18 protein-coding genes are annotated in these 17,494 nt (G+C 65.1%); 2 read left to right on the forward strand and 16 right to left on the reverse strand.

All coding sequences use genetic code 11. The features are described from left to right. The first annotated feature begins 160 nt into the window (after positions 1–160). A complete protein-coding gene (locus IVB47_RS22860) occupies positions 161–1,243 on the forward strand; it encodes a DUF2336 domain-containing protein (protein WP_247464499.1) in 1,083 nt (360 codons plus the stop codon). On the opposite strand, the gene IVB47_RS22865 is transcribed toward IVB47_RS22860, so the two are convergent. The 16 genes from IVB47_RS22865 to murJ form a co-directional block, all read right to left on the reverse strand. Next, the gene (locus IVB47_RS22865; protein WP_247464502.1) at positions 1,240–1,950 is read right to left on the reverse strand and encodes a tRNA (guanine(46)-N(7))-methyltransferase TrmB; all 711 of its coding nucleotides are present in this window, start codon (positions 1,948–1,950) and stop codon (positions 1,240–1,242) included. The genes IVB47_RS22860 and IVB47_RS22865 overlap by 4 nt on opposite strands. After that, positions 1,947–3,104: a M20 family metallopeptidase gene (locus tag IVB47_RS22870; protein WP_247464505.1), complete on the reverse strand. Its 1,158-nt coding sequence runs from the start codon at positions 3,102–3,104 to the stop codon at positions 1,947–1,949. The genes IVB47_RS22865 and IVB47_RS22870 overlap by 4 nt, the downstream gene beginning before the upstream one ends. Before the next feature lie 85 nt (positions 3,105–3,189). Beyond that, positions 3,190–3,603 (reverse strand): helix-turn-helix transcriptional regulator, encoded by a 414-nt coding sequence (locus IVB47_RS22875; RefSeq protein ID WP_007598327.1) that lies wholly within the window; start codon positions 3,601–3,603, stop codon positions 3,190–3,192. A gap of 213 nt (positions 3,604–3,816) precedes the next feature. Beyond that, positions 3,817–5,430 (reverse strand): apolipoprotein N-acyltransferase, encoded by a 1,614-nt coding sequence (gene lnt, locus IVB47_RS22880; RefSeq protein ID WP_247464509.1) that lies wholly within the window; start codon positions 5,428–5,430, stop codon positions 3,817–3,819. Next, positions 5,427–6,545, reverse strand: coding sequence for a hemolysin family protein (locus IVB47_RS22885; protein WP_247464512.1), 1,119 nt, complete (start codon positions 6,543–6,545; stop codon positions 5,427–5,429). The genes lnt and IVB47_RS22885 overlap by 4 nt, the downstream gene beginning before the upstream one ends. A gap of 1 nt (position 6,546) precedes the next feature. After that, on the reverse strand, positions 6,547–7,056 hold the full coding sequence (gene ybeY / locus IVB47_RS22890) for an rRNA maturation RNase YbeY (protein WP_018455806.1): 510 nt from the start codon (positions 7,054–7,056) through the stop codon (positions 6,547–6,549). Between the two features lie 61 nt (positions 7,057–7,117). Beyond that, the gene (locus IVB47_RS22895) at positions 7,118–8,176 is read right to left on the reverse strand and encodes a PhoH family protein (protein ID WP_081747794.1); all 1,059 of its coding nucleotides are present in this window, start codon (positions 8,174–8,176) and stop codon (positions 7,118–7,120) included. A gap of 4 nt (positions 8,177–8,180) precedes the next feature. Further along, the gene (miaB, locus tag IVB47_RS22900; protein WP_247426366.1) at positions 8,181–9,569 is read right to left on the reverse strand and encodes a tRNA (N6-isopentenyl adenosine(37)-C2)-methylthiotransferase MiaB; all 1,389 of its coding nucleotides are present in this window, start codon (positions 9,567–9,569) and stop codon (positions 8,181–8,183) included. 188 nt (positions 9,570–9,757) lie between these two features. Then, a complete protein-coding gene (locus tag IVB47_RS22905) occupies positions 9,758–10,438 on the reverse strand; it encodes an HAD family hydrolase (protein WP_018455809.1) in 681 nt (226 codons plus the stop codon). Continuing rightward, entirely contained in the window at positions 10,439–10,894 is a 456-nt protein-coding gene (locus IVB47_RS22910) for a Fur family transcriptional regulator (RefSeq protein ID WP_007598312.1), read from the reverse strand. A gap of 38 nt (positions 10,895–10,932) precedes the next feature. Then, on the reverse strand, positions 10,933–11,418 hold the full coding sequence (rimI, locus tag IVB47_RS22915; RefSeq protein ID WP_247357440.1) for a ribosomal protein S18-alanine N-acetyltransferase: 486 nt from the start codon (positions 11,416–11,418) through the stop codon (positions 10,933–10,935). Then, positions 11,415–12,110, reverse strand: a complete 696-nt coding sequence (tsaB, locus tag IVB47_RS22920) for a tRNA (adenosine(37)-N6)-threonylcarbamoyltransferase complex dimerization subunit type 1 TsaB (RefSeq protein ID WP_247285131.1) — start codon at positions 12,108–12,110, stop codon at positions 11,415–11,417. Before tsaB ends, rimI begins: the two co-directional genes overlap by 4 nt. Before the next feature lie 173 nt (positions 12,111–12,283). Further along, the gene (locus IVB47_RS22925) at positions 12,284–12,853 is read right to left on the reverse strand and encodes a NifU family protein (RefSeq protein ID WP_247357442.1); all 570 of its coding nucleotides are present in this window, start codon (positions 12,851–12,853) and stop codon (positions 12,284–12,286) included. 173 nt (positions 12,854–13,026) lie between these two features. Continuing rightward, positions 13,027–13,521 carry a universal stress protein gene (locus tag IVB47_RS22930; protein WP_219678900.1) on the reverse strand — a complete coding sequence of 165 codons (495 nt, stop codon included), beginning with the start codon at positions 13,519–13,521 and terminating at the stop codon, positions 13,027–13,029. Between the two features lie 107 nt (positions 13,522–13,628). Continuing rightward, a complete protein-coding gene (trpS, locus tag IVB47_RS22935) occupies positions 13,629–14,681 on the reverse strand; it encodes a tryptophan--tRNA ligase (protein WP_247464515.1) in 1,053 nt (350 codons plus the stop codon). A 73-nt stretch (positions 14,682–14,754) separates the two neighbouring features. Then, the gene (murJ, locus tag IVB47_RS22940) at positions 14,755–16,305 is read right to left on the reverse strand and encodes a murein biosynthesis integral membrane protein MurJ (RefSeq protein WP_247464518.1); all 1,551 of its coding nucleotides are present in this window, start codon (positions 16,303–16,305) and stop codon (positions 14,755–14,757) included. A 125-nt stretch (positions 16,306–16,430) separates the two neighbouring features. Between murJ and IVB47_RS22945 the strand changes: the two genes are divergently transcribed. Then, positions 16,431–17,432, forward strand: coding sequence for an adenosine kinase (locus IVB47_RS22945; RefSeq protein WP_247464520.1), 1,002 nt, complete (start codon positions 16,431–16,433; stop codon positions 17,430–17,432). Positions 17,433–17,494 lie beyond the last annotated feature (62 nt).

The raw sequence follows: 17,494 nt of genomic DNA on the forward strand, positions 1-17,494 counted from the left end.
CTTCCCGGACAAGGCCCATACAGGGCAGGCTGGGCTTTTTGCGCCCGGCCTGCGGCCCGACGCAACGCTTCCTTCACCTCCGAGGCCTAAATTCCCTGCTTGTGGGGCGGCTTGGACCAAGGGCGCACCCGCGGCGTGCCCCGTACGAGTTTGCGTTTTCATGACCGTTGCCACGTCGCTCATTCCTGGACTGGACGATATCGTCAAACGCGGCGACCCGCGGCGTCGCGGCGAGATCGCGCACGCCATCTCCCAATTGTTCTTTCAGGACGCCGAGAACCTCCGTCCCGATGTCATCGATCTCTTCGATAACCTGCTGATTGATCTCGTCCCGCATGCCGAGCTCGCCTCGCGCGTCGATCTCGCCGAACGCTTCTCGCGCCTGAACAACGCGCCCCGGCATCTCGTGAGTCAGCTCGCGCGCGAAAACGAAATCGCGGTGGCGGGCCCCGTGCTGCGCCATTCGCCCGTGCTCGACGACGCCGCCCTCGTCGAGATCGCGCGACTGAAGGGCCAGGGCCATCTGCTGGCGATGAGCGAGCGCCCCACGCTGTCGGCTGTCGTCACCGACGTGCTGGTCGAGCGCGGCGATCGTGACGTGGTACGCCGCGCCGCGGGCAATTCCGGCGCGGAGTTCTCGCCTGGCAGCTATTCGGAGCTGATCAAGCGTGCCGCGCAGGATGGCGTGCTGACGCTCAGGATCGGACAGCGCAGCGATCTTTCGGGTGAGAACCTGAAACAACTTCTCGACGGCACGCTCGACGTCATCCGCCGTCGCCTCTCGAGCGTGGTCAATCCCGTGCGCCAGGTCGAGATCAAGCGCGCCATGGCGGCCATCGAGGAAGCCACGCTGCCGCCGGGCCCGCGTCGCGATTTCTCGGGAGCGCAACGTACGGTTTTGGCCTTGCATCGCGGGGGCCATCTTGGCGAGAGCGCGCTGCTTGGCTTTGCCAAGGCCCACAAATACGAGGAGGCGATCGCTTCGCTCTCGGCGATGTCCGGCGTCCGCCTCTCGGTCCTCGATCGCCTGATCACGGGTGACCGCTACGATCCAATTCTGGTCCTGGGACGGGTGCTGAATCTCGGCTGGCCGACAGTGCGTGCACTGATCCTGATGTGGTACGGCCCGAATCGCACGCCAGCCGATGCCGATCTCGAGCAGGCGCGCGCGAATTTCACGCGGCTGATGCCGACGACTGCGGAGCGCGTCGTGAATTTCTGGCGCAACCGGCAGACGATCTAGACCCGTCGAAACCGCAGATACGCCGCCTTGCGGCCTTCGCGCGTCGCCTTTCGGCCGTAGCGCGTCATTGTGTATCCGTCCCACGGCAGGCGAAAATCATCGGCGCGCTCCGCGAGCCAGACAAAGTCCTGCGAGCACGACAGATGCGACAGCGTCCAGGCGCAGTAATCGTCGATGTCGCAGACGAAGCGAAATTCGCCGCCGGCTTTCAACACGCGCGCCATCGCGGCGATGGTCCGGTCCTGGACGAAGCGCCGCTTCCAGTGCCGCCGTTTCGGCCAGGGATCGGGATGGATCAGGTCGATCCGCGACAGCGAAGCCTTCGGCAGCCAGGCCAGGAGCTCGGCGGCATCGCCTGCGAACAGGCGGACGTTGCCGATGTCGGCGGCCTCGATCTGCGCGAGGATCTTCGCCATGCCGTTGACGTAAGGCTCACAGCCGATGAAGCCGGTTGTGGCGAAGCTTTGCGCTTCCGCCGCAAGATGCTCGCCGCCGCCGAAGCCGATCTCGAGCCGCAAATCGTCGACTGCGGGGGCGAAGATCTCGCGGGCATCCGCCGGTGCTTCGCGGTCGATGGCGAGCGCAAGACGCGGCAGCAGATGATCGATCAGCTCGGCCTGGTGCTGCCTGAGCTTGTGGCCCTTGCGGCGTCCGAAGAAGGCGCGCTCGCTGTCCTCGCGATCGGGATCTGATTTGCGCTCACTCATCGTAGCGTCTGGTACAGGCGATGGAGCAGCCGCGCGCGCGGTTCGAGCGACGAGACATAGAGCTGCTCGTAATGTGTGTGCGCGCCCTTGCCGTCGACGCCGAGCCCGTCGAGCGTCGCGGTGTGGGCGGCGGTGAAATTACCGTCCGAGCCGCCGCCGGTGTGAACGTCGAGCAGCTCGAAGCCGATCTCCGTGGCAACCGTCTTTGCATGCTCGTACAGCGAGGCGCCGGCATTGCTCTTCTCGTAAGGCGGACGATTGAGTCCGCCCGTGACCTTGACCGTGACGCCATCCGTCCTCGATGTCAGGGCGAGGATCTTGCCGACGAATTCATCCGCGTCCTTGAAGCTCAGCACGCGCAGATCGACTTCGGCGTGGGCTTCTTCCGGCGTCACGTTGGGCCTCGTGCCGCCGCGCACCACGCCGACATTGACGGTGACGCTGCGCGCGAGATCGTTCATCGCTTCCAGCGCCAGGATGACACTGGCGAGCTCGCGGATCGCGCTGCGGCCATCCTGGGGCCGCGTGCCGGCATGCGCGGGCACGCCCTTGATGAACACTTCGAATCGCCCGACGCCCTTGCGGCCGGTGACGATCTTGCCGCCATCGCGGGCCGGCTCCGTCACCAGGACGTACTTCGCCTTGCGCCCTTCGGTCTCGATGAGTGCGCGAGAGGTGGGGCTGCCGATCTCCTCGTCGGAGGTGAATAGGTGGGTGATGCCGAGCGGCGAGCGATCGGCCGTGGCACAAAGCGCGCGAAAGGCGTGGTGGGCGATGTAGGCGCCGCCCTTCATGTCGTAGATGCCGGGACCGAACGCGCTGTCGCCTTCGACCTTGAACGGCAGGCGCTCGATAAATCCCATGGGGTGAACGGTATCGAGGTGGCTCAGCACCAGGATGCCCGGCCGGTCCTGGCCCCAGGTCGAGCGCGCCACGAGATGATCGCCGCAACCATCGACGCCGGCGATGCGCTCAAGCGTGACAGGGAGATCGCGGTATTGCTCCGCGACCATCGAGACCAGCTTGTTGACCTGTTCAGGCGCGTCCGTTGGCGTCTCGACCTCCACCCAGCGGCGGATACCATCGAGAATAGTTTGAGAATCGAACCAATTGGAGCCGGTCATGAGCGCATCTGTGCCTTTGAATCGCATCATCGAGGAAGACGCGCATCAAAGCGCGGCCGCAAATGACGACATAGGCCAGATTTGACGCAGCCTCAAATCGGATTGAGATGGCGCGTCAGCGCTTGTCGGGGCCTTCGCGGGCCGCGATCTGCTCGACGAGATCGACGATCGAGCGGCGCATCTTCGAATCGGTGATTCGGGTGAACGCCTTGGTCAAGGCGAGTCCTTCGGAAGTCGCGAGGAAATCCGAGACGTAAGACGGCGATGCGCCTTCTGCGAAGCCGTCCGGCCCCGCCACGCCGCTCGGACCGCCCTCGAACAGGAACGACACAGGCACCTGGAGAATTTCGGCAATTTGCTGGATGCGGCTCGCGCCGACCCGATTTGTGCCCTTCTCGTATTTCTGAACTTGTTGGAACGTCAGGCCCAAAGCTTCACCGAGCTTTTCCTGGCTCATGCCCAACATGATGCGGCGCATCCGCACGCGACTGCCGACATATTTGTCAACAGGGTTGGGCGCTTTCGACATTTCCTCAGCCCTCCAAACATCACCTTCGGCGCAATCAGGAATGCCTCAGGTGTAAGCAACGTCAAAATCAGACCCTGTTATTGGAAAACATTGCGGAGAAATTTAGCAATGCCCACTGTCTTTTGCAGCCGGTGCAGAATGAGGAGGCCGCGTGCAGTCTGTCAACCGTGGGACTACGGTTGTCAAAAGTTATCGGCCTCGGCTGCGGCGTGATCAGGGATGCCGTTTGGCAACACGTCGGCGGACCGCCCAAAACACGGCAAGCGCGACAAGCATGGCCGCGGGTACATCGCCCACGCGCGCATAGATGGTCGGCGGGATCGCGGCGGGCAGATTTGCATCCAAAATGCCTTCGATCCCGAGACCGAGGCTGGCGACGATGCGTCCCACCGGATCGATCACTGCGGAAACGCCGGTATTGGCGGAGCGAACCAGCGGCAATCCGAGCTCGATCGCGCGCATCCGCGCCTGTTCGAGGTGTTGGTAGGGGCCGGTCGAGATTCCGAACCAGCCGTCATTGGTGAGATTCACGATCCAGCCCGGACGTTCATTGCGTCCAGCCACCTCGCCGGGAAAGATTGCCTCGTAGCAGATCAGCGGCAGCGCGGAGGGCGCGCCGGGGACCGCCAGCGCATGCCGCACGGTGCCGGGAATGAAGCCACCGCGCACACGCGTGAGTTGCTCGAAACCGAGCTTCTCCATCAGGCCCTGGTAGGGAAGAAATTCGCCGAACGGCACCAAATGCAGCTTGTCGTACACAGAGAGCACGCTGCCGTCGTGGTCGATCACGTAGATCGAATTATAGGCGCGGGTGATCGGCGTGCCCCGCGGCAGGTCGGGCGCGCGGACCGAGCCCGTGATCAGCACCGTGCCCTTGGGCAGAAGCTCCGCGATTTGCGCCATCGCGTCGGCTTCGCGAGTGAGGAAGAACGGAAAGGCGGATTCCGGCCAGATCAGGATGGTGGCATCGCGCACGCCGGTCGATGGTGGCCCGGAGGCGCGGTCCGACAAGGCCAGATATTTCTTCATCACCTCCGCCTTGGCGGCGTAGTTGAATTTCGCGTCCTGCTGGAGATTCGGCTGCATCAGGCGCAATTTGGTGCCGGCGACCATCGTGGTCGGATGGAGCGACAGGCGGATCGCGCCGAAGATACCCATGACAAGCAGGAGCGCCAGGGCTGCGGCCGGTGCGCGCCACGCCAGGCGGCGATCGGGCGTGCGGTCGATCAGCGCCGCGGGGCTCGCGAAGATCGCAACCGTCAGGAACGTCATGCCCCACAGGCCGATCAGCGACGCCGTTTGTGCCAGCGGCAGCGGCTCGGACAGCGCATAGCCGAACGCGTTCCAGGGGAAGCCGGTCAGCGCATGGCCGCGCAGCCATTCGGTGATGGTGAGACTTGCCGCGAGCGCAAGCACGCGCGTGGCGTTCTTGGTCCAGAGCAGGCGGGCGAGCGCAAAGCCCATTGCCGTGAAGATGGACAGATAGGCCGGCAGGCCCAGGACGGCGAACGGCGTCAGCCAGGCGAACACATCGGCATCGACGAAGAAGGCGTAGCCGATCCAGTAGAGGCCGGGCACGAAATAGCCGAGCCCAAACCAGTAACCGGTCAGCGCCGCGGCGGGGACGCCGCCATATCGTCCGGCGCCGGCGCCGTCGATCAGCCAGACCAGCACCGGGAAAGTGATGAACAGCACCGGGAAGGCGTTGAACGGCGCCAGCGCCAGCACCGAGAGCGCACCAGCAGCCATCGCGACGAGCGCGCGCTTCCATCCCCAGGTCAGGATGATGGCAAGCGCGATCTGGCGAAATCGCTGGAAAGCGCTCACTGCGGACCGGTCCCGTCGCTGGGCGGCGGGTTGGGCGTGTCGCTGGGCGTCGGCTGGCTGCCATCCGGCGCAGCCTCGCGGCGCCGGCTCTCGCGCTGGGTGCGCGGCGCGGGGCGCTCCTTTCGCGTCGAGATCCGCAGCCGCTTGACCCGGCGCGGATCGGCATCGAGCACCTCGATCTCGAAATGGCCGGGGCCCGAGATCACCTCGCCGCGCACCGGCAGGCGCCCGACGAAGCTGACGAGATAGCCGCCCAGCGTCTCCACTTCCTCGCCGGCCTCCCCGGTGACGAAGTCCTCGCCGATCACGGTGCGGACGTCGTCGAGGCTGGCGCGGGCGTCCGCGATGAAGGCGTTGTCGGGCAGCCGCACGATCGAGGGCGGCTCGTCGCTGTCATGCTCGTCGTCGATCTCGCCGACGATCTGCTCGACGATGTCCTCGAGCGAGACCAGCCCGTCGCTGCCGCCATATTCGTCGACCACCAGCGCCAGATGGATGCGAGTGGCCTGCATCTGCGCGAGCAGGTCGATCGCCCGCATCGACGGCGGCACGTAGAGCAGCTTGCGGATGATGCGCGCTTCTTCGAGCGGCAGCGCGAGATCGACCGTACGCAGATCGAGCCCGGCCGGCAGCGGTTTCTTGCGCTTGGTTTTCATGACCCCCGACACGCGCGCACGCGCGGTCATGAAGGCGAGCAGATCGCGGATATGGACGATGCCGACGGGATCGTCGAGCGTCTCGTTGTAGACCACAAGGCGCGAATGGCCGGCGCTCTCGAAGCGGTCCATCAACTCGCCAAGCGGGATGTCGCGCTTCACCGCGACGATGTCGGCGCGATGCACCATGACGTCGGCGATCCGACGCTCGTGCAGGCCGAGGATGTTGCGCAGCATGGTGCGCTCGACCGTCGAGAAGCCGGTGTCGTCGGGCGTCGTGGCGTCGAGCACGACCTGGAGGTCGTCGCGCACCGAACCCGCCTTCCAGCCGAACAACGTCCGGATGGCGCGCAGCAGCCAGCCATCGGCGGTCGGGCGCATCACCTCGCCTGAGGTCACCACGACCGGTAAATTGGCCGTGTTGCGCGGATTGTCCTGAATCGGGTCGGAATCCGGCATCTCAATGCGTCCCTGGGCGGTCGGCATAGGGGTCGGGAATGCCGAGATGAGCCAGGATCTCTCGTTCGAGCGCTTCCATTTCCTCGGCGTCGTCTTCGTTTTCGTGGTCGTAGCCGACCAGATGCAGGAAACCGTGCACGGCGAGATGGCTCAAATGATGATCGAACGGTTTTTGTTCCTCATCCGCCTCACGCCGCATGGTCTCGTAGGCGATCGCAATGTCGCCCAGCATGCGCGGCGCATCGCCTGGCTTCCAGTCGCCTTCCGGCTGCAGCGCGGGAAACGACAGCACGTTGGTCGGCTTGTCGATGCCGCGCCAGTTGCTGTTCAGCGTGCGGATGCCGGCATCATCGGTCAGCATTACCGCCACTTCCGCCTCCGCAACGTCTTCGTCGACATTCTCGGCGGCGGCCGCCACGGCGCGCTGGATCACGGCTTCGGATTCGGGCTCCCGCTGCCAGCAATCGGCGACGACGAGGACCTCGGTGATGGGAAGGTTGGGGTGTGACATTGTCCTTGTTCCGAACGAAGGGGCGCCGTGTCCGCGCCCATATGGTCCGGTTGCTGCCTCGTCAGGATTTACCGGCGGCCGGCCGCTGCGGCGACCCTTCGTAGGCGGAGACGATCCGCGCCACGAGCTCGTGGCGGATCACGTCTTCGGCCTTGAAATGAACTTGCGCAATGCCTTCGACGCCGCTCAGCAGGCGCGTCGCCTCGGCGAGGCCCGAGGTCTGGCCGTTCGGCAAGTCGATCTGCGAGGGATCGCCGGTGACGATCATGCGGCTGTTTTCGCCAAGGCGGGTCAAAAACATCTTCATCTGCATCGACGTGGTGTTCTGCGCCTCGTCCAGGATGATGGCCGCGTTGGTGAGCGTGCGACCGCGCATGAAGGCGAGTGGCGCGATCTCGATCTCGCCGGTCTGCAGCGCGCGCTCGACAATGCGCGCGTCCATCAGGTCATAGAGCGCGTCGTAGATCGGGCGAAGATAAGGATCGACCTTCTCGCGGAGATCGCCGGGCAAAAAGCCGAGCCGCTCGCCGGCTTCCACCGCCGGGCGCGACAGGATGATCTTGTCGACTTCCTTGCGCTCGAACAGCTGCGCGGCATGCGCGACCGCGAGCCAGGTCTTGCCGGTGCCGGCGGGGCCGATGCCGAACACCAACTCGTGGCGCTTCAGCGCGCGGATGTAGGAATCCTGCGCCGCCGTGCGCGCACGCACCGGGCGCTTGCGCAGATTGATGCTGTCGAAGGTGGATTTGGCCGACTTGGCGTCGAACTCGAACAGCGAGCCCTGCGCGATCACGGCACGGATCGCGCCCTCGACCTCGCCCTGGTCGAGATCCTGTCCCTTCACGGCTTGGGCGTAGAGCGTCTCCAGCACCCGGCGCGCGGCGTCGCAGCCGTCGCGCGAGCCGCCAATCGTGATGTGGTTGCCCTTGGAATCGACGACGACGCCGAGCCTCCGTTCGATCTGTGCCAAATGCTGGCCATAAGGGCCAACTAGCGCGGACGCGGCGCGGTTGTCATCGAAATCGATGACGACCTGGGTCTCGGGCGGAACCTGCATGTCGCGGTCAAATTTGCGGCTAGGAGCGATGGAAGAAGACGAATCCGATGCGCTTTTGGGCAAGGGTTCAGGCTCCAGTGGCGATGGGTGATAAAGCGGGCTCGTGCGCCATGGCGAGCTCACCGAGGAAGCTGTAGCGTTCAAGGCTGTCGATCCGGACCGGCAGGATTTGTCCGATGATGTCGGGCGAGGCCATCACATGCGCGGGCTGGAGGAATGCGGTGCGGCCGACGATCTGGCCGTCCTTGCGGGCCGGACGCTCGAACAGCACATCGACCGTTGAGCCAATCGCAGCCTTGTTGAAGGCCGATTGCTGGCTGTCGATCAGTTCCTGGAGCCGCTCCAATCGCTGGTCCATCTCGGAAGGGGACACCGTCTCCTGCATATCCGCGGCCGGCGTTCCCGGCCGGGCGGAGTATTTGAACGAATATGCCGCAGCGTAGCCGATTTGCGTGACGAGCGCGAGGGTGGCGAGAAAATCTTGCTCGCTCTCGCCCGGGAAGCCGACGATAAAATCTGATGAAAAAGCAATGTCTTGGCGTGCGGACCGGAAACGGTCGACGACACGCCGATAATCATCGGCGGTATGTTTCCGGTTCATGGCGGCCAGAATCCGGTCCGAGCCCGACTGCACCGGCAGGTGCACGAAGGGCATCAGCGCGCCGAGATCGCGATGGGCTGCAATCAAGCTGTCATCGACATCGCGCGGATGGCTGGTCGAATAACGCAGCCGCGCGACGCCCGCGAGCGCCGCGAGGTGCTCCAGCAGCCTGCCGAGCGGCCAGCTTTTTCCGTCCGGTCCCTCGCCGTGATAGGCGTTGACGTTCTGTCCGATCAGCGTGAGCTCGCGCACGCCGTTCTCGGTGAGCCGCTTCACGTCGTCGACGATCTTTGTCACCGGCCGCGAGACTTCCGAGCCGCGCGTGTAAGGCACGACGCAGAAGGTGCAGAACTTGTCGCAGCCTTCCTGCACCGTGACGAAAGCGGAAATGCCGCGGGCGCGGATCGCGCCGGGCTTGGGTTGGGCGAGGAAGCCGAACTTGTCCTGAGCCGGGAATTCGGTCTCGATGGCGCGGCCCTCATTGCCGGCGCGCTTCAACAGCTGCGGCAAATGATGATAGCTCTGCGGACCGACGACGACATCGACCGCGGGTGCACGGCGCACGATCTCCTCGCCCTCGGCCTGTGCCACGCAGCCCGCGACCGCGATCTGCATGGTGCGCCCATCGCGCGCGGCGGCGTCCTTGGCGACGCGCAGGCGGCCGAGCTCCGAATAGACCTTTTCCGAGGCCTTCTCGCGGATATGACAGGTGTTGAGGATGACGAGATCGGCGTCATCAGCGCTTGCCGTCTCCACGAATCCTTCCGGGGCCAGCGTGTCCACCATGCGCTGGGCATCGTAGACGTTCATCTGGCAGCCATATGATTTGATGTGCAGCTTGCGCGGCGGCGTCATGGAACCCGGAATTGAGGTGGGAGGACCGCCCTCAGATATAGGCTGGGGCCGCGGAAATCCAGCGATTGGGGTCTTTGGGCTGTCAATCCGGGGCGACCGCCGGCGGGAGCCTGGAATCCCGCCAAAATCTATGGATTCGGGGCGCACGTGCGCCCCGGTCGCCAAGTGCCCTGAGAAAGTGCCCTGAATCAGCCCGCAAGGGTGTCCGCCGCGACCCGCCGGACCAGCTCCGGTAACTGCCGCATATCGTCGAACGTCAATCCGGCCCCGGCGGCCCGGAGCCTTTCAGCATGGCCCGGCGGGCAATGGCTGCCACCGTGAAAGCCGAGCACGGTCATCCCGGCGGCATGCGCGCCGGTCACCCCGGGGACGCTGTCCTCGATCACGAGGCACCGCTCCGGCGCGACTTTCATCTGCGCGGCGGCGAACAGAAAAAGATCGGGCGCGGGCTTGCCGCGCGCAACCTGGCTCGCGGAAAAGATGTTCGGAGCGAGCAGATCGTAGAGACCGGCGCAGGTGAGGCCATGATGGATCTTCTCCGGCGTGCCGCTCGATGCGACGCATTTGGGCAAATCGATTGCGCCAATCGCTGCGGCCACATGGGTGATCGGCTGCAAATCGCTGGCATAGAATTGCAGCGTCGCCGCATTCACTTGGCTCTCGAGATCGTCGGGAAGGTTGCGGCCGATCTCCTGTTCGACCATTCGCCGTGCGTCTTTCTCGGATACGCCGAGAAAGCGGACCAGCACCTGCTCCGATGTGATCGGATAGCCGTGCCTCGACAGCACATCCGCATGCGCGCGACAGGAGATCACCTCGCTGTCCACGAGCACGCCGTCGCAATCGAAGATGACGAGATCGATGGCCACTTAACTTGTGGGTTTGTCGTCGTCGAGCGGGACGCAATAGAGCTCGAGCCGATGATCGACCAGCTTGTAACCGAGCTTGCGGGCGATCTCCGCCTGGAGCTTCTCGATCTCCTCGGAGGTGAACTCGATCACCTTGCCGTCGCGCAGGTTGATGAGGTGGTCGTGATGGCTGTCGCGCATCTGCTCGTAGCGCGCGCGGCCTTCGCGGAAGTCATGGCGCTCGATGATGCCCGCATCCTCGAACAGTTTGACGGTGCGATACACGGTCGAGATCGAGATCTTGTCGTCGACGGCGACACAACGGCGATACAGTTCCTCGACATCGGGATGATCGACCGCCTCCGCGAGCACGCGGGCGATGACACGGCGCTGCTCGGTCATGCGCATGCCGGTGGCGGCACAGCGCGCCTCGATGCCGGATGCCTTGGAAGCGGGGGAAGGTTTAAGACCAGTCATGTGATGTCCGCCTGACGGGGCGCTTTCTGCCATCAATGTTACGACAAGTCACGTCGCATCAGAAGTGCGTTCAATTGTTCCCCGTTCGGCTGCTTATAGTAGCGTTCGCGGCGTCCGACCACCATGAATCCGGTTCGGTCGTAGAGCCGCCGCGCCGGCTGGTTATTTTCCTCGACTTCGAGAAATATTGTGCGCACGCCGCGGCCTGCCAGATGGCCGAGATGGGTCATCAGCAACGTGCGAGAGAGGCCGCGTCCGCGATGGGCCTGGTCGACCGCGATCGAGAGGATCTCCGCTTCGTCCGCGCCGATCCGCGACACCGCGAAGCCCACGGTCTTGCGGCCGAGGCGCAACCGATGCACCAGCGTGTTGCGCTCGCTGAGCATGCTCTCGAACTCGCCTTCGCCCCAACCGCGTGCGAACGAGGCGCCGTGGAGTTGCGCGAGCCGTGCGACGTCGCGCGCGACAGCCGGCTCGACGACGGCCGTATCGCCGCGCCACCATTCCGAGAACCATCTCATCATGAGCTTGCGGCTTGTGCTGCAAGCGGCAGTTGTGTGGACGGCTTTGCGTCGGGCGCTCGCAGGTAGAACGGCCGCGCCGGATTTGTCGCGGGATCGGCCGCGGCGCCAAGCCATGCGACCCAGCCGATGTCAGGCGCGGGCTGCGCGTCGACCGCGACCGGCTGCGGCACATCTTTCGGCCAGCGCTCGGCGAGGATCTTCGCGGCATTGCCGACCAGATGCGGCGCGCCGAATTGCGACGCCGCGATCGCTTCGTCGATGGGAGCGACGGCTGGCCGTACCAGCTGGCTGCCGTCACCAGCCACGATCTGGAAGTAGACGTGATCATGCCGCGCGTCGATCGCCGAGATCACCGGCGCCGCTCCGCTCTGGCCGACGACGGCGGCGGCATAGGCCGACAAGGTGGTCAGGCCGACGGCGGGCCGCTTCGCAGCAAGCGCAAGGCCGCGAGCCGCCGAAATGCCGACACGCAGGCCGGTGAAACTTCCGGGGCCCATGGTGACCGCGACGCGGTCCAGCGCGGTGAAGGCGAGATTGGCTGACTGCATCACGCGCGCGATCATCGGCATCAGCGCTTCGGCGTGGCCGCGCTTCATCAGAAGCTGCTCCTGTGCGAGGAGCTGGCCGGAATCGGTGTCGAGAACGGCGACCGCGCACGCTTCCAGCGCGGTATCGATGGCAAGGATCAGCATAAGGCGATCATAGCATTGGCAATCGCATGATGCCCAATGTTCTTGCCATCATGGCCGGGCTTGTCCCGGCCATCCACGTCTTTGCGCTACAAGAACGTGAATACCGCGTGCCCGGTCAGACCTCGTCGGACATGGTGGGCACGCTCGCTTTTGGCCGCCCTAAGGCAGCTCGCTTACATCGGCCGGACTTCGACCACGTCGGGGACGAAGTGCTTGAGCAGGTTCTGGATGCCGTGCTGGAGCGTCGCGGTCGACGACGGGCAGCCGGCGCAGGAGCCCTTCATGTTGAGATAGACGATACCGTCCTTGAAGCCGCGGAAAGTGATGTCGCCGCCGTCATTGGCGACCGCCGGCCGCACGCGGGTCTCGATCAGATCCTTGATCATGTCGACCGTCTCGGCATCGGCCTCGTCGAAGAATTCGTCCTCGTCGTCGAGATCGGAATCGCTCGCGGCGGCACCGTCGGCGAGCAGCGGCGCGCCGGACATGTAGTGCTCCATGATGGCGCCGAGGATCGCGGGCTTGAGCTGCTGCCATTCACCGTTCGCCTTGGTCACGGTGATGAAGTCCGATCCGTAGAACACGCCTGTGACACCGGGGACCTCGAACAGCTTTTCGGCAAGCGGCGAGCGTGCGGCCGATTCGCGGCTCGCAAATTCCATCGGACCGCCGTCGACCACGACGCGGCCGGGAATGAACTTCAGCGTGGCGGGATTGGGGGTGGCTTCGGTTTGAATGAACATGGTTTTCTCCAGACGTCGCCGGTTCAAGGCCGGCGCGTGCTCTATCCACTAGCAGATGGCGACGGCGAACGCACGGTCAAGGGGTAAGTTCGCCGTTCACCTGTTAAATCAGCGGGTTAGGGTGCCCGCTTATCCCTCTCCCGGCCAACGAGGCGAGGCGAAAGAGCAGCAGTCTAGGACAGCGAATCCACGCTCTGGTCGCTCAGCGCGCCGGAAATGACCGTCACCGGCACCGGGAACGTGCCCAGCGCGTGCGCGAGCAGGTTGACCAATGGCCCCGGGCCTTCCGCGCCGGGATTCGCGGCGAGCACCAGCATGGCGATGTCGGGGTCCTCGTCGATCACCGCCAGCAGCTGTTCCATTGCGGCGCCTTCGCGGATCACCCGTTCCGGCGTGATCGCGGCGATGCCGTTGGCGCGGCCGGCGGCACGGTCGAGCGCGGCTTCTGCCGCCTCCTGCGCCTCGGCGCGCATGATGTCCGCAACTCCAAGCCATTCCTGGCTCTGCTGCTCAGGCTCGATGATGCGGAGCATCACCACGCCGCCGCCGGCGCGGATCGCCCAGCGGCTGGCGTAATAGACCGCGCGATCCCATTCGGCGGTGTCGTCGACGATGACGAGGCATTTGGGCTTGTGACCCGGCTCGAAGCAAAGTCGCTTGCTGGTCATGCATGTCCCGGAATGTGCACGGCTGACATGCTGCCACACTCCGTCGTGCTTGGGGAGAGCAGAAGCAGCCGGCGCCGTGACGTCGGCCGCGGTTTCGCGAACGCGCCTCAGCGCCGGCGAATGAAGCCGACGATGTCCTTCGAGAGCTTCATGGTCTCGTCGGCGATCGCACGCGCGCGGTCGGCGCCGTCGTTCAGGATCGCGTCGATATGGCCGGGGTCGGCGACGAGGCGCTTCATCTCGCCGGCGATCGGCGCGAGTTTGGTGACACACAAATCCACCAGCGCGTTCTTGAAGCTGGAGAACTGGCCGCCGCCGAAATCCCTGAGCACGTCAGCCTTGGAGCGGCCGGAGAGCGCGGCGAAGATGCCGACGAGATTGTCGGCCTCGGGGCGCGCTTCCAGACCCTTCTCTTCGGTCGGCAGCGGCTCCGGATCGGTCTTGGCCTTGCGCACCTTCTGCGCGATGGTGTCGGCGTCGTCGGTCAGATTGATGCGCGAATTATCCGACGCGTCCGATTTCGACATCTTCTTGGTGCCGTCGCGCAAGCTCATGACGCGCGTCGCGGGGCCCGTGATCAAGGGTTCCGGGAGCGGGAAGAACAGGCCGTCATTGGCGCCGAGGTTGCGGATCGAGTCGCCGAAGTCATTGTTGAACTTCTGCGCAATGTCGCGCGACAGCTCGAGATGCTGCTTCTGGTCCTCGCCGACCGGCACGTGGGTGGCGCGGTAGAGCAGAATGTCGGCCGCCATCAGCACGGGATAGTCGAACAGACCGACGGACGCATTCTCGCGGTCCTTGCCGGCCTTCTCCTTGAACTGGGTCATGCGGCCCAGCCAGCCCATGCGCGCGACGCAGTTGAAGATCCAGGCGAGCTCGGCGTGGCCCGAGACCTGGCTCTGGTTGAACACGATGTGCTTGCTCGGATCGATGCCGCTGGCGATGAACGCCGCGGTGACCTCGCGGGTGTTGCGCGCGAGCTCGACCGGTCCACCCCAGACGTCCACGCCCTGCGTGATCGCGTGCATGTCGACGACGCAATAGATGCAGTTGTGGGTTTCCTGCATCTTCACGAAGTTGACGATCGCGCCGAGATAATTGCCGAGGTGCAGATTGCCCGTCGGCTGGACGCCCGAAAAAACCCGTTCAACGAATGCCATGGCAGCTTCCCTGCAAGATACGGGGCGTCGTTTCCAACAGCGACGCTGCCCCGTCAAGGGAATTTCGCTAAACTCAGGCGCCGGGATCGGGCTGGGCGGGGCGCTTCAAGGCACCGGCGGCCTCGCGCCAGGACGCGACGCCGAGGATTTGCAGGAGCAAGCCATAGACGATGATTCCGGCGGCGATCTGTGAGCCCAGCGCAATGAAGCGGATGAACCCATGGGCCTGTGCAGGCAAGAGACCCGCGGTCAGCCACAGCAGGCCGCCCATGGCGAGCGCGGCGAGCACGATTCGCGGCAGCCGGTTGCGGGCGGCGGCATCGACCGAGAAGCCGAATTCACTGTTGCCTTTCCGGAGCAGCGAGATCGCACTGCTCCAGGCGCCGGCGGCAATGCTGGCGGCGATCCCGCTCGCGCCGAAGAAGTGACCGAGCAGGATCGCGAGCGCGACCGCGACCACGAACCCTTTCGCGGTCGCCAGCAGCGGCGTCATCGTGTCGCTGCGGGCAAAATAGGCCGGGGACAACGCCTTGATCAGCACATGCGCCGGCAGTCCCAGCGCCAGCCACATCAGTGCATGCGCCGTGGCCGCGCTGTCCTCCGCGCCAAAGGCGCCGTGTTCAAACAGCAGCCGCACGATCGGCTCGGCCAGCACGATCAGGCCGAGCGTCGCCGGCAATGCCAGCCCGGTCGCGAGTTCCAGCGCACGCGATTCCGCATAGGCAACCGCGTCGCGGTCACCGCTCCTCACCGCGCGCGTCAGCTCCGGCACCAGCACCGTGCCCATGGCGACCCCGACAATACCGAGCGGCAGCTCGATCAGGCGGTTGGCGAAATAGAGCCAGGAGACCGCGGCGGGCGTGGCGGAGGCGATGATCGCGCCGGCAACCATCAGCCATTGCGGGCCGGAGCTCGCGATCATGCCCGGAATCGCCTTGGCGAAGAACCCGCGCATGTCCTTGTCGAAGCTCACGCGCAGCGGTGTCGCCAGCCGCGCGCTTCGCTGCGACAGCAGCATCAGGAGCTGTAACAGGCCGGCGATGCCGACGGTGGCCGCCAGCATCCACGCGGCGAAGGTTGCATCGGCGTGCCCCAGCAGGAGTGCCGTGATCGCGGCGATCAGGGCGATGTTGAACAGCAGCGGCGAGAAGGCGGTGAGTGCAAAGCGCCCCTGCGCGTTGAGCAGGCCCATCAGCACCGTGACGGGTCCCGCGAAGGCGAGATAAGGCAGCATCAGCCGCGCATTCTGGACGGCGAGATCGAGCGATGCGCTGCCGACGAAGCCCGGCGCGATGATCATGACGATCAGCGGCATCAGAAGCGCAATCACGATCGAGATTGCGATCAGGCCCGCGCTGACCGTACCCAGCACGCGTCCGGCGAACGCCGCCGCAGCCGCCTCGCCTTCGCCGTCACGAACGCGCAGCCAGGCTGGGATCAACGCTGCATTCAGGGCGCCCTCGCTGAGCAGGCGCCGCACCACATTGACGAGCTGAAATGCCGCCAGAAACGCGTCAGCCACGACGCCGGTGCCGAGCAGCGCCGCGATCAGGGAATCGCGTGCAAAGCCCAGCAGCCGTGAAGCCAGTGTCCCCGTCGAGACGGTCAGGAAGGAGCGGATCATCGGAACTGCATAATACCGTTGCTTGCCCGCGAAGGGCCGGTCGTGATAGGCCGCGAACCAGATTTCAGACCGACAGGAAGCGTATTTCCGCGGGTATCGCAATCCGCCAAACAGGATCAAGGTGAATGGCTGACGTGAAATATGACGTTCTCGGCATCGGCAACGCGCTGTTCGACGTGTTGGTCAAGACCGATGAAGCCTTTCTGGGCAAGCACGGCATGACCAAGGGCAGCATGTCCCTGATCGACGAGGCGCGGGCCGCCACCATCTACAAGGACATGGGCCCGGCGACGGAAGTTTCCGGCGGTTCGGCAGCCAACACCATCGTCGGCATCGGCAGCCTCGGGGCGCGCGCCGCCTATGTCGGCAAGGTCAAGGACGACCAGATCGGGAAACTCTACGTCCACGACATCCGCGCGGCCGGCGTCGCCTTCAACACGCCCGCGGCGAAGGACGGCCCTGCAACCGGCTGCTCCTACATCCTGGTGACCGATGACGGCGAGCGCACCATGAACACCTATCTCGGCGCCGCGCAGGACCTGTCGCCCGCCGACATCGACCCGGCCGAGATCGCCGCGGCCGGCATCGTTTACCTCGAGGGCTATCTCTGGGACCCCAAGAACGCCAAGGACGCCTTCGTCAAGGCGGCCAAGATCGCCCATGATGCCAAGCGCAAGGTGGCGCTGACATTGTCGGATTCCTTCTGCGTCGATCGTTATCGCGACGAGTTCCTGGGGCTGATGCGCAACGGCACCGTCGATATCGTGTTCGCCAACGAGTCCGAGCTGCATTCGCTCTACCAGACCTCCGATTTCGACACCGCGCTCAAGCAGTTGCGCAACGACGTCAATCTCGGCGTGGTGACCCGCAGCGAAAAGGGCTGCGTGGTGGTCACGCCAACTGATGCAGTCGCAGCGCCGGCGTCTCCGATCGCGAAACTCGTGGACACCACCGGCGCCGGCGACCTCTTCGCTGCCGGCTTCCTGTATGGCCTGGCGCGCAACCTGTCCCACAAGCAGTGCGGCGAGCTCGGCGCGCTCGCAGCCGCCGAAGTGATCCAGCACATCGGCGCGCGTCCGCAGGTGTCGCTGAAGGAACTCGCAGGGCAGCGCGGACTGACCGTGTAACGCGGTCTCTCTCCCCGTCATTGCGAGCGGCACTCTCCGCTGTCGTCACCCGGCTTGACCGG

The organism is Bradyrhizobium sp. 62, assembly GCF_023073035.1.
GTDB lineage: Bacteria > Pseudomonadota > Alphaproteobacteria > Rhizobiales > Xanthobacteraceae > Bradyrhizobium.